Source organism: Mesorhizobium sp. B2-8-3 (assembly GCF_006440815.1).
Classification (GTDB): Bacteria; Pseudomonadota; Alphaproteobacteria; order Rhizobiales; family Rhizobiaceae; genus Mesorhizobium.
Window position 1 is genome coordinate 39,739 of the sequence record NZ_VFTW01000034.1, and the last position, 11,225, is coordinate 50,963.

Below are 11,225 nucleotides of genomic sequence, written 5' to 3' on the forward strand. Positions count from 1 at the left end.
TTGCCTTCGCCCGCCTCCCGGGCGACCTCGTCCTTTCGCGCTTATGTTTCCCAGCTCGCCCATTTCTTGCCGATCAGGAAGAACAGCACGTAGATCAGGATGCCGAGCGTCGAGAGGATCAGCACCACCGCGAAGAATTGCGGCATCTGGATCATCGACGAATAGGAGGTCAGCCGGTTGCCGAGGCCGAAGCCGCCGCCGACCATCTCGGCGCCGACGGCGGTGAGCAGCCCGAAGATCGCGCCGATCATCAGCCCGACCAGGATCATCGGCAGCGCCATCGGCGCGCGGATCTTCCAGAAGATCTGCAGTGTGCTGGCACCATAGGAGCGGGCCAAAGCGATCTTGGCGCTGTCGACGCGGCGGAAGCCGGTCGCGGCGTTGATCATCACCATCGGGCCGGCGGCCAAGGCCACGGCGATGATGCGCGGCGTATAGCCGAAGCCGAAGCGCAGGATGAGCAGCGGCACCAGCGCCAACATCGGCGTGGTGACGAGGATGAGGATGTAGGGCGCGACGATTTTTTCGGCGAAGGGAAACTGGGTGATCACCGCCGCCATCACCAGGCCGACTATGGCGCCGATGGCGAAGCCCGAGACGAGCTCGACCAGCGTGTAGCCGAGATGCGGCGCGATCAGCGGGAACTCGTCGAACAAGGCGTAGGCGATCGAGCTCGGCGGCGGCATGATGTATTGCGGCACGTGGAAGATGCGCAGCGCGAGCTCTATGCCGCCGACGATCACCACCGCGACGGCGAGGATGGCCGCCACCTCGGCGCCGGACTTGATGCCGGGGCCGCTGGCGAAGGCCGAAAGATTGGTCAGGCTGACATCCTGGCCATCGCCGCCTGACTTCACCTTGGAGAATTCCGGAATGGCGTCGCCCCCGCTCACGGCCTGATCCTCACGATTTCGGCCGACGGCCGCTCCGGCGTGCTCGGCCGGACGCGCTCGCCGACAATGTCCATCTTGATCTTGTTGGTGAGATCGAAAACCTCCTTCGTCGCCATGATTTCCAGCGAGCGCGGCCGCGGGAACGGCACGTCGTAGACCTTGGCGACGCGGCCGGGCCGCGTCGTCAGCACCACCACGCGGTCGGAAAGGAAGATCGCTTCCTCGATGCTGTGGGTGATGAAGACGATGGTGGTCTTGGTGTCGAGCCAGATCTCCTCGACGAGGTGGTTCATCTCCTCGCGGGTGAAACTGTCGAGCGCGCCGAAAGGCTCATCCATCAGCAGCACCGAGGGTTTCAGCGCCAGCGCGCGCACGATCGCGGCGCGCTGCTGCATGCCGCCGGAAAGCTCGCGCGGGAACTTGCCGCCGAAGCCGTCGAGTCCGACGCGGTTCAACAGATGCGCGATCCAGGCGCGATCGGGTTTCTCGCCCTTGATCTCGAAAGGGAAGTTGATGTTGGCGTCGAGATTGCGCCAGGGCAGGAGGTTCGCTTCCTGGAAGACGATGCCGATCTCGGGCCGCGGGCCGGTGATCTCCTTGCCGTCGAGCAGGATCGCCCCCGTGGTCAGGCGATGCAGGCCCGACATCGACCACAACAGCGTGGTCTTGCCGCAGCCGGAGGGGCCGACGATGGATACGATCTCGTTGGGCCGCACATCCAGGCTGCAGCGATCCAGCGCCAGAAGATCGCCGGAGGCCGTTTGATAGACCTTGGTCGCTGCCTGCACGCCAAGCTTCGGCGTTGTTGCGCTTGCCGTATTCATGCTCCCCCTCGGAGACTGCGCGATGCGTTGCCGGAGGCCCCATCTGTCCACGAAATCAGTCTGTAACTATCCTACTTTACTGTCAAGCGGCGACAGATGGCGGATGCAATCAGGTCCAATCAGATTTTGTCTAACTGTTTGGTTTTCATAAATTTTATGATCCCTTGCCGTGTGTGTTACTTTCCTACATACTCCGTCTCGGTTGATTGCCTATGGCCAGCGGGCGGATAATCGCGAAGATGATAGTTCCAGAAGCGGGCTGGGGAGGACTTGGCGAATGACCGAAGCTGACAGCCAGGCGTTGCGAGCGACCGACGAGGACGACGAGCGGCACGACCATCTCCGGCGCATTCCCGATATCATCTCGCAGGTGAAGGACAGTTATGCGGAATTGCGGCCGGCAGAGCGCCGCGTCGCCGACGTCGTGCTCGACGACGTCAAATATGCGGTCGACGCTTCCAACGCCGCGCTTGCCCAGCGCGCCGGGGTCAGCGAGCCGACGGTCACCCGCTTCTGCCGCGCCATCGGCTGCGATGGCGTGCGCGATTTCAAGCTGAAGCTGGCGCAGAGCCTTGTCGTCGGCGCGCTCTATCTCGCCACCAAGCCGCAACCCGCGAACGGCGACAGCGGCATGCCGTTCTGGAACGCGGTGTTCGGCGAGGCGCGGCGCGCGCTGCAGGAGGCGGAGCGGCAGATCGATCCGGGACAGTTGCAAAAGGCCGCGGAACTGATCGCCAAGGCGCGGCAGGTGACGGTGTTCGGCCTCGGCGGCAGTTCGTCGGCGCTGGCGCAGGAGACGCAATACCGCCTGTTCCGCTACGGCATCACCATCAGCGCGCAATGCGATCCGTATTTGATGCGCATGACCGCCTCGACGCTGAAGCCGGGCGATCTGGTGATCGCGATTTCGGCAACGGGGCGCACGCGCGAGGTGATCGAAGCGGTGGAGCTCGCCAAGCATTACCGCGCCAACGCGATCTGCGTGACGGCGCCGGATACCGAATTGACGCGCGTCTGCGATGTGCGGCTGACGATGGCTGTTCCCGAATATCCCGACACGCTGAAGCCGACGGCGTCGCGCTATGCTTTCCTGGCGGCCATCGATCTGCTGGCGGTGGCGACCGCCTACAGGATCGACGGCCCGGCGCGCGAAACGGTGCGCCGGATCAAATACAACGCCCAGATCCACCGGACCGGCAAGGAGATGGAGCCGCTGGGGGATTGAGATATTCAGGTGAGGCCGGCCTGCAAATGGCGGTTTCCTGCGCTTCCGGTGTTCACGTACCTAAGTACGCTCCGCTCCGGTTCTCGGAACCCACCATTCTCGACTCGGCCTGACCTGAATCTCGACCGCCTCAAGGCGAGTTTCGACAAGGTCGACAAAGGTGGCCGTGTCGTTCGATTATATTCGGAGGGAAGAACAAAAATGCTCGACATCGCACCATCGCAACAGGCGGCAACCTGGCTCGGCGCTTTCGGCCGGGCGCTCGATGCCGGCGACATCGACGCTGCGATCGGTCTTTTCGCGGAGGATTGCTACTGGCGCGATCTTTTGACTTTCACATGGAACATCAAGACCATGGAGGGGCAGGCCGCGATCCGCGCGATGCTGAAGGCCACGCTCCACCTGGCGCAGCCGTCGCACTGGCGGCTGACCGGAGAGCCAGGCGTCGACGATGGCATCGTCGAAGCCTGGTTCAGCTTCGAGACGACGGTGGCGCGCGGCGAGGGGATCCTGCGGCTCAAGGACGGCCGCTGCCGCACGCTGTTCACCGCGATGAGCGAGCTCAAGGGTTTCGAAGAGCGGAAAGGCCCGGCCCGGCCGCTCGGCATCCGCCACAAGGCCGACCCCAAACGCGAAACCTGGGCGGAAGCCAGGGCGCGCGAGGCGCGCGACCTCGGCGTGCACGAGCAGCCCTATTGCCTGGTGATCGGCGGCGGGCAGGGCGGCATCATGCTGGGCGCCAGGCTGCGGCAACTGGGCGTTCCGACCCTTGTCATCGAGAAGAACGCGCGCGCCGGCGACTCCTGGCGCAACCGCTATCGCTCGCTTGTGCTGCACGACCCGGTCTGGTACGACCATCTGCCCTATGTTCCGTTCCCGGAAAACTGGCCGGTCTTCACGCCCAAGGACAAGATGGGCGACTGGCTGGAGATGTATACCCGCGTCATGGAGCTGAACTACTGGGTGGCCACCAAATGCATCAGCGCCGCCTATGACGAGGCCGAAAAGGTGTGGACGGTGGTGGTCGACCGCGTCGGCCAGCGCGTCACGCTGAAGCCGAAACACATCGTCTTCGCCACCGGCGCCTATGGTCCGCCGCGGCCGATCGAATTGCCGGGCACGGACAGCTTCAAGCGTGAGCTTTTGCATTCCAGCCAGTATTCCACCGGCGAGAAATTTCGCGGCAAGCGCGTCGCGGTGATCGGCGCTGCAAGTTCGGGGCACGATGTCAGCGTCGATCTCTGGGAAGCGGGCGCCAAGGTCACCATGGTCCAGCGTTCGCCGACGACCGTGGTGAAATCCGACACGCTGATGGATGTCGGCTTCGAGATCTTTTCGGAGAAGGCGCTGGCCCGGGGCATCACCACCGACAAGGCCGACATGATCGTGGCCTCGACGCCCTTCGCGCTGGTGCCGAAGGGCCAGCGCGCGCTCTATGACGCGATCCGGGCGCGCGACGCGGATTTCTATAAACGCCTCAGCGACAGCGGCTTCGCCATCGATTTCGGCGAGGACGAGACCGGGCTGCTGATGAAGGCCTACCGCACAGGCTCCGGCTATTACATCGATGTCGGCGCCTGCGAGCTGATCCTGAAGGGCGAGATCAAGGTCAAGAGCGGCGTCGGCATCAAGACGCTGACGCCGTCCGGCATCCTGTTCGAGGACGGAAGCGAGCTCGCCGTCGACGCCATCGTCTGCTGCACCGGCTACCAGTCGATGAACGAGACGGTTGCGGGGATCGTCTCGCGCGAGGCCGCCGACAAGGTCGGCCCGTGCTGGGGGCTGGGCTCCGGCGTCAAGGGCGATCCGGGTCCGTGGCAGGGCGAATTGCGCAACATGTGGAAGCCGACGGCGCAGGAAGCGCTGTGGTTCCACGGCGGCAACCTGGCGCTGTCGCGCTTCTATTCGAAATATGTGGCGCTGCAGCTCAAGGCGCGGATGGAGGGGATCGCGACGCCTGTCTATGGCGAGCCGAGTAATGCGAGGTAAGGTCGACCCCCACTCCGTCGAGCTTCGCTCGACACCTCTCCCCCGATCGACGGGGGAGAGGAAGGCGCGCGCTTATTCCAGCTGGCTCCCTTCCTCTCCCTCCGGAGGGGGGAGAGGTGGCGCTGCGAAGCAGCGACGGAGTGGGGGAAGTCATTCGTCAAACGCACCGCCGCCGCAATCCTGCCGGCCATCTCCCCTCAGGGAGAGATCAGCTAATCATACCCCCGCCCAAAATGTCTCGCCGCCACATCCACATGCGTGTGGCGCGCAGGCGCCTCGAAACGCTCGGTCTCATTGTGGTCGGGCGCCTCGTTCGGCCACCATTTGCCGCCGATGGCGATGCCGTTGGAGACCAGACGCTGGTCCGCGACCAGTGACGCTCCGACAGCGTCGACGAAGGTGAAGCGTCCTGGCATCACTTTGAGCACCGCGACATCGCCGATGCCGCCGACCTTCAGCGCACCGAGCTCGGGCCGGGCAATCGCCTGCGCGGGATGCATGGTCGCCGCGCGCAACACTTCGACCAGCGGCATGCCGAGCGCCATGAGCTTCGACATGCAGACCAGGATGTCGAAGGCCGGGCCGTCGACGCAGTAGAGATGGACGTCGCTCGAAATCACGTCGGGAGCCAGGCCTTCGGCCAGCATCGCCTTGGCGACCTCGAAGTCGAAGGAGCCCATGCCGTGGCCGATGTCGAAGATGACGCCGCGCTCGCGGGCGAGGCGCATGTCCGGCCGCACCGCGCCTGAGGCGAAGACCGGCGCGTTGGGGAAGGGGCGGAAGCAATGGGTGAGGATGTCGCCGCGGCGCAGCCTGGGCAGCACTTCCGAGCGGCCCGGCGGCGGCTCGTCGATATGCGCCATCAGCGGCAGGCCGGCCTTGTCGGCGGCCTCCAACGCCAGGTCCACCGGAGCGATGCCGCTCGAACCGCCGGCATGCTTGCCGGAACGCACCTTGACGCCGACGACCACGTCGGCGTTCTCGCGTACCGCGGCAACCGTCTCGCGCGGCTCGCAAAGCCTGAGGTCGCTGCATTCGCCGACAGACACGGTGTTCGAAAATCCGAAAATGCCGGCGAAGGAGATGTTGACGTAAGCGAGGATGCGGACCTTCGAGCGCTCGATGACATGGCGGCGAAAGCCGAGGAAATTGCCGGCGCCGGCGCTGCCGGCGTCGATGAAGGTGGTGGTGCCGCTCTTGGCGGCGAGCCGGTCGGCATCGACGCCGAGCGAGGTTCCGCCCCAATAGACGTGACTGTGCAGATCGACGAGGCCGGGCGCGACGATACAATCCCTGGCGTCGACCACCTGCGTGGCATGTTCGGCATCGATGGCGGCCTCGATTGCCGCAACACGCCCATCGGCGATGGCGACGTCGCGCTGCGCGTCCAGGCCCGATGCGGGATCGATGACGCGCCCGCCCTTTATCAGGAGATCGAACTGCATCGGTGCACTCCCTGCTGCTGCGTGTTCGCGATCAGAGCGGCCGGTAGGCGACCGCCTCGACCTCGATCTTGATGTCGATCATCAGGCGGGATTCGACGGTGGTGCGCGCCGGCGGATCCTGCGGGAAATGCTTTGCATAAACGGTGTTGAACGTGCCGAAATCGCGCGCATCCTCCAGCCAGACGGTGGTCTTCACCACATCGTCCATGGTGCAGCCGGCAAGCGCCAGCGCCGCCTTGACGTTCTGCAGCACCTGCTCGGTCTGTTCGGCGATGCCGCCCTTGACCACGAGCCCGTCGCTGCCTACCGGCACCTGGCCGGAGACATAGACGAAATCGCCGGCGCGCACGGCGGGCGAGAGCGGAACATGCGATTTTCCAAAGCATTGCTTGGGCAAGTGAGCCTCCTCCTGGCGATCGAGCGGGACCGTTCACATAGCCGTCTACGCTCGTCGGCACGATCCTCCTAGAGGCAATGTCGGAAAGCAACATTTTTTCGAAATCCATGTTGCTTTATTACAGAAGCCTGAGCATCTTGCGCTCGACGCCGCCTCCGACCGGCCGCGCGTATGAGGAGAGATCCAGCATGACCTTAGACAAGAATCCGTTTCCGGAGGGCGATGCCGACCGCCACGCGCTTTGGGAAATGCTGGTGCGGCGCGATATCGATGCTTTCCTCGGTCAGGACTGGTCGATGGTCGAGGACGATTTCATCGCCGAAAGCTTCTTCGGCATGCACGCGCATTTCCTCAACAATGCCGATGCCTGGAGGCTGCAATTCCCGAGGCTGGAGGTCTATCGCGACGAATGGCTGCGGCAGGCCAAGGAAACCGCGGCGACGAAATTCGCCGAACCGCTGCGCGAGGCGCTGTTCCGCGTCACCAACATGCGCGACATCGATGTCGATGGCGACCGCGCGGTGCTGCACAAGAAGTTCGACGGCTCGATCGCCAAGGCCGACGGCGGCGTCGACCGGCTCAAATGGCAGACGCTCTATTTCTGCCGCAAGGTCGGCGGACGCTGGAAGATCGCCGGTTTTGTCGGCTATATGCCGCATCCGCTGGGAAGCTAGCGGCCCGTCGGACGGCGCCGGCGTTGGTAAAATCGACCATTGTGGAGATAGCCGAAGCGCCGGTCAGTTCGTCATCCTAGGGCGGAACGGCCGCGCAGACCCGAGGATCCTACGCCGTGACCTTCGAGGCATCGCGGCGGTGAAGGCTTTGGCACCGCAGCGCCTGCGTATGCATCCTCTTTTTCTGGACCGCGGCATTCTTCGGCACGCGTAACGGCATGGATTCTAGGGTCTGCGCGCGTCGCTTCGCTCCTTGCTCCGCCCTAGAATGACGAAGCCGCGTAAGCGTTCGGCATCGCTAATGATCCTTTGGCGCCTTGCCTCGAACTCGGCTTTCTTGGTTGCAGAAGCCTCGGTCCGGTTGAGCGCATACCATTCCGCATAAGTTGCTTCGGAGGTTGGCCTAGATCGCCTCTCCTTCGTCATCTACGGGCGGAGCAAGGAGCGAAGCGACGCGCGCAGACCCGAGGATCCATTCCGTAACTTCGAGGCGTCGCAGCGGTGCAGGCTTTGGCACCGCAGGCATTCTTCGGCAGGCTCAATGGCACAGGATCCTTGGGTCTTCGCTCCCGCTTCGCGTCGCTACGCACCAACATGACGACGTTGGGGCCAATCGGCAGCCTATGACAGAAGCGGCGATCGTTCGTCCGGGGAGCGGTGGTCGAAGACGACGCCCATGGTCTTACCAACGGCAGCCATGACGATCAGTTCGATCAGATGGTCGTCACTGTCCTGGCAGGCCGGGTCGGATCGGCGGATGACGTCGAGCATCGCCCGGGTCGAGACGGTGTCGCCAGCGCGAAATTTCGAAAGAGCAGACGAAACAAGGTCTTGCACCGTCGGGTCCATGACGGGTACTTCCGCAGCGACGTTCATTGGCCTCCTCCTGCCATGAACCCTCCCAGAAAAAGATGATACGCCAATGGTTGGAAAGCGCCAGTGAAATGGTGGTCCGACCAGTGTGGCTGGCGACAGCCTGCCGCCATTCGCGCCAGGGACGGGCCCGCCCTTAGGTGTGGAACACCGAGCCGACGGCTGCGACCCATGCTCGACGCACCGCGCTCAGGTTGGTAAGCCCGTCGCGCGCAGGGAGACGATCCGAGTCGAGACATGACCGTTGCAATCGAAATGGGGCAGACGACGGCGGGCGCGCCGGCGGCCCTCGACCTGGAGGAGTTGTTGGCGACCCGCCTGCTGGTGCAGGGCAATTCGGGCTCCGGCAAGTCGCATCTGCTGCGCCGGTTGCTCGAACAGAGCGCGCCCTGGGTGCAGCAGACGATCATCGATCCCGAAGGCGACTTCGTGTCTCTGGGCGAACGCTATGGCCATCTGGTGATCGATGCGGAGGAGCATACCGAGCGCGGCCTGCAGGCGGCGGGCGAGCGGGCGCGCATCCATCGCGTCTCGACGGTGCTCAACCTCGAAGGGCTCGATGCCGAGAACCAGATGCGGCGTGCCGCGGCATTCTTGGGCGGGCTGTTCGAGGTCGCGCGCGACCATTGGTATCCGATGCTCGTGGTCGTCGACGAGGCGCAGCTCTTCGCGCCCGCCGCCGCCGGCGAGGTTTCGGACGAGGCGCGCAAGCTCTCGCTGGGCGCCATGACCAATCTGATGTGTCGCGGCCGCAAGCGCGGGCTTGCCGGCATCATCGCCACGCAGCGGCTGGCGAAGCTCGCCAAGAACGTCGCGGCGGAGGCCTCCAACTTTCTGATGGGCCGCACCTTCCTCGACATCGACATGGCGCGCGCCGCCGACCTGCTCGGCATGGAGCGGCGCCAGGCCGAAGCTTTCCGCGACCTGGAGCGCGGGCATTTCATGGCGCTCGGTCCGGCCTTGTCGCGCCGTCCACTCAGCGTGCGCATCGGCCAGACCGAAACCAGCCCGCGCAACGGCACGCCGCGGCTGATGCCGCTGCCGGAAGCGATGCTGGAAGATGCGCGCGCGATCATCCTCGCGGCGCCGCCGCCGGAGACGGTCAGGCCGCAACGCCGGCCTTCGCCCGATCTGCTCGACCAGCTGATGGCGGCCAAGGCCGCGCCGCTGGACATCCGCCCCGAGCCGGCGGAACCGCAGCCCAGCGCCGAGGATCTCGCCGAGCGGCGCGAGCGGATGGACCGCATCCTGCGCGCCATCCTGGCCGAGCCGGATGCCGGGTTCCGCGTCATCGGCGTGCTCTACCAGGAGTTCGTCGTTCGCTGCCGCATCGAGGGGCTCGCGTCGGTCGTGCCTGACCTTTCGGAATTCCGCCGCATGCTGACGCGGGCGCGTGCGGGCGTCGGCTCCGACATGGCCGAGGACGACGCCTGGCGCGACGTTTCCGTGCGCGCTTCGCTGCTGCCCGAGGACATGCAGGGCGTGTTCATGATGATCGCCCGCGCGGCGAAGGAAGGCTGGCCATGTCCGAGCGACGCGGCGATCGCGCGGGCCTACGGCTCGCATTCGCTGCGCCGCGCGCGCCGGCTGCTCGACTATATCGAGGAGCAAGGCCTCATCGTCTGCCAGGTCGACGGCGTGGGCCGGCGCACGGTGACGCTGGTCGAACTCGCCTGGGCGACCGCGCCGGGCGACCCGAATGCCGCAGAGCAAGCCAGCCTGGCTGGCTGACATCGGAAGACGCTGGCGATCTGGCTCTGGCGGCCTTTGCGCCATTGGTTGACGGCCAGCCTGCTTTGTCGGTTGCACGCAGCGCTACATGTTCCGATAAAATTTCCGACAGAAATGCCAGCGACCGAGCGATGCGAAGTCAACGCTGCGCCATCAAATGACGCTGCGCCGAAACGGACTGAGCCGTGCACTTTAAGTCTTTGTTTTGATGCGTATCATTCCCTCCAAATCGCAGCCCACTTTGGGAGACACAGGCATCAATCGATGGGATGGCAGATTCGTTAAATGTCTAATGAATCGTTAACATTACGCGGCAATATATATTCCGTTATGGTTTCCAAATCGTAAAAAGCTAATATACCTGAATATAGGTATGCTTGTCCCGCGATTGCGGCGACCGAGGGGGGCACGCCAGCTAGGAATGTTGGGTGCGAGCGTGCAAGCGCTCTGGGGTGGGGTTTTGTCTCTCGGCGAGAGAAGTCTTTACGTTCAATCAGAGTGGCTTGGTCCTGACCAACCGCCGCAGGCGGAAGCATCCGCTTGCGTCGTCTGCACCAGGATCAGCAGTAACCGTTGGGGCGAACACTTCCATTGTTCGCAAGGGATCACAGGGGGAAATTGGCAATGGCGACCACAACAGTTTCGGGCTCGACCGTCACGTTTTCGAATTCGGGCGCGGCAGCCGATCTGACTCAATCCGGCACAGAGGACGGCAGCCTTCAGTTCACGTTCGACGTGCTTGCGGCAAGCGGTGGCGGGACCAAGACGACGATCTATTCGGTGGATGACGGCACCAAGAACGACGACGGAGGGGCCAGCATCACAGTCACGAACAAGGCCTTCGCCGATTATAACAAGGATCTCCTGATACAGGACGTATCTGTTTCGTCTGTCGCCGCTGCGACCGAAACGACCCAAAAGGGTGCGACAATCTGGATTGGGACCGACGGAAAGATTCACTATGACGCGAGTAGCCTGAGCGCTGAAATCCAGGCGCTAGGCGCCAACCAGACCTTCACTGACACGTTTCAGTACACGATCAAGATGTCGAACGGCACGCTCAGTGTCGCAACGCTGACGGTTGTGATCAATGGCGCCAACGACGCGGCGGTGATCGGCACCCCGACGGTGGCCGATGTGACCGAGGACAGCGCCAGTCCGACGCTGACGGCGA

The 11,225-nt window shown here is 64.1% G+C and carries 10 protein-coding genes; 5 read left to right on the forward strand and 5 right to left on the reverse strand.

What is annotated here, in order from left to right:
* Positions 1 to 41: 41 nt before the first annotated feature.
* The gene (locus tag FJ418_RS29430) at positions 42 to 893 is read right to left on the reverse strand and encodes an ABC transporter permease (RefSeq protein WP_140858127.1); all 852 of its coding nucleotides are present in this window, start codon (positions 891 to 893) and stop codon (positions 42 to 44) included.
* Positions 890 to 1,717: an ABC transporter ATP-binding protein gene (locus FJ418_RS29435; RefSeq protein ID WP_140858125.1), complete on the reverse strand. Its 828-nt coding sequence runs from the start codon at positions 1,715 to 1,717 to the stop codon at positions 890 to 892. Before FJ418_RS29435 ends, FJ418_RS29430 begins: the two co-directional genes overlap by 4 nt.
* 277 nt (positions 1,718 to 1,994) lie before the next feature.
* Here FJ418_RS29435 and FJ418_RS29440 point away from each other — a divergent pair, with 277 nt between their 5' ends.
* Both FJ418_RS29440 and FJ418_RS29445 read left to right on the forward strand, forming a co-directional pair.
* The gene (locus FJ418_RS29440) at positions 1,995 to 2,942 is read left to right on the forward strand and encodes a MurR/RpiR family transcriptional regulator (RefSeq protein ID WP_140647920.1); all 948 of its coding nucleotides are present in this window, start codon (positions 1,995 to 1,997) and stop codon (positions 2,940 to 2,942) included.
* 201 nt (positions 2,943 to 3,143) lie between these two features.
* The gene (locus tag FJ418_RS29445; RefSeq protein WP_140871692.1) at positions 3,144 to 4,931 is read left to right on the forward strand and encodes an NAD(P)/FAD-dependent oxidoreductase; all 1,788 of its coding nucleotides are present in this window, start codon (positions 3,144 to 3,146) and stop codon (positions 4,929 to 4,931) included.
* 212 nt (positions 4,932 to 5,143) lie between these two features.
* Here the strand turns inward: FJ418_RS29445 and FJ418_RS29450 are convergent, their stop codons facing one another.
* Together FJ418_RS29450 and FJ418_RS29455 are read right to left on the reverse strand one after the other, a co-directional pair.
* The gene (locus FJ418_RS29450; protein ID WP_140871694.1) at positions 5,144 to 6,376 is read right to left on the reverse strand and encodes an amidohydrolase/deacetylase family metallohydrolase; all 1,233 of its coding nucleotides are present in this window, start codon (positions 6,374 to 6,376) and stop codon (positions 5,144 to 5,146) included.
* A gap of 31 nt (positions 6,377 to 6,407) precedes the next feature.
* A complete protein-coding gene (locus FJ418_RS29455; RefSeq protein WP_140647917.1) occupies positions 6,408 to 6,773 on the reverse strand; it encodes a RidA family protein in 366 nt (121 codons plus the stop codon).
* Positions 6,774 to 6,961: 188 nt separating this feature from the next.
* On the opposite strand from FJ418_RS29455, the gene FJ418_RS29460 reads away from it, so the two are divergent.
* A complete protein-coding gene (locus FJ418_RS29460) occupies positions 6,962 to 7,447 on the forward strand; it encodes a hypothetical protein (protein ID WP_140871696.1) in 486 nt (161 codons plus the stop codon).
* Between the two features lie 621 nt (positions 7,448 to 8,068).
* Here the strand turns inward: FJ418_RS29460 and FJ418_RS29470 are convergent.
* Positions 8,069 to 8,323, reverse strand: a complete 255-nt coding sequence (locus tag FJ418_RS29470) for a hypothetical protein (RefSeq protein ID WP_140647915.1) — start codon at positions 8,321 to 8,323, stop codon at positions 8,069 to 8,071.
* Between the two features lie 234 nt (positions 8,324 to 8,557).
* Between FJ418_RS29470 and FJ418_RS29475 the strand changes: the two genes are divergently transcribed.
* Positions 8,558 to 10,051, forward strand: a complete 1,494-nt coding sequence (locus FJ418_RS29475) for an ATP-binding protein (protein ID WP_140786100.1) — start codon at positions 8,558 to 8,560, stop codon at positions 10,049 to 10,051.
* A 624-nt stretch (positions 10,052 to 10,675) separates the two neighbouring features.
* A partial coding sequence (locus FJ418_RS29480) for a VCBS domain-containing protein (RefSeq protein WP_210243172.1) occupies positions 10,676 to 11,225 on the forward strand: 550 nt, incomplete at its 3' end.

Coding starts and splice junctions, on each gene's coding strand:
- FJ418_RS29470 (WP_140647915.1), bottom strand. CDS start 8,323: ATGAACGTCGCTGCGGAAGTACCCGTCATGGACCCGACGGTGCAAGAC.
- FJ418_RS29440 (WP_140647920.1), top strand. CDS start 1,995: ATGACCGAAGCTGACAGCCAGGCGTTGCGAGCGACCGACGAGGACGAC.
- FJ418_RS29460 (WP_140871696.1), top strand. CDS start 6,962: ATGACCTTAGACAAGAATCCGTTTCCGGAGGGCGATGCCGACCGCCAC.
- FJ418_RS29445 (WP_140871692.1), top strand. CDS start 3,144: ATGCTCGACATCGCACCATCGCAACAGGCGGCAACCTGGCTCGGCGCT.
- FJ418_RS29435 (WP_140858125.1), bottom strand. CDS start 1,717: ATGAATACGGCAAGCGCAACAACGCCGAAGCTTGGCGTGCAGGCAGCG.
- FJ418_RS29475 (WP_140786100.1), top strand. CDS start 8,558: ATGACCGTTGCAATCGAAATGGGGCAGACGACGGCGGGCGCGCCGGCG.
- FJ418_RS29450 (WP_140871694.1), bottom strand. CDS start 6,376: ATGCAGTTCGATCTCCTGATAAAGGGCGGGCGCGTCATCGATCCCGCA.